The 401-nt window shown below is 41.4% G+C and carries 1 protein-coding gene; it reads right to left on the bottom strand.

The genetic code is table 11. From position 1 onward, the window contains the following. On the bottom strand, window positions 1-401 hold a 401-nt coding region (locus tag EVJ21_RS15395; protein ID WP_161568962.1), incomplete at both ends, for a hypothetical protein.

Below are 401 nucleotides of genomic sequence, written 5' to 3'. Positions count from 1 at the left end.
ATCCTTTACTGGATAGATAGCCAATTAGAGAATCATCTTTAAGCGTCTTGATCATTTTGGCATACGTATCGCCTAAGCCTAAGTCTTTCGTTTTTTCAGCATGGATCTCCATCAAACTCTTTAAGTCAGTTTCATATTGGAGTGCCGCAGTATAAAACGCTTCATCTTCATTTTTTACAACTTCAATCCATCGCCAATCCTCTAACCCAAATACGGAATAGAGCGTACTCGGGACGATCGAAAAGAGCTGTTGTTTTAAGTAAGCCGGGTGCGAGCCTAACCATTGAATGAACTGTTCAGGTCCTTTCTCAGTAGACTCGTTAAAGCGATAAAACGTCTGACAGTTCCCGTAAAATTCACGACGCTCTTTAAAGAACAGAGCCAAAGCTGTGGCGTGAATA

Source organism: Exiguobacterium sp. SH0S2, from assembly GCF_004337185.1.
GTDB classification, from domain to species: domain Bacteria; phylum Bacillota; class Bacilli; order Exiguobacteriales; family Exiguobacteriaceae; genus Exiguobacterium; species Exiguobacterium aurantiacum_A.
The sequence above is the reverse complement of the archived record's forward strand: the minus strand, read 5'-3'. Positions and strand labels throughout refer to the sequence as shown.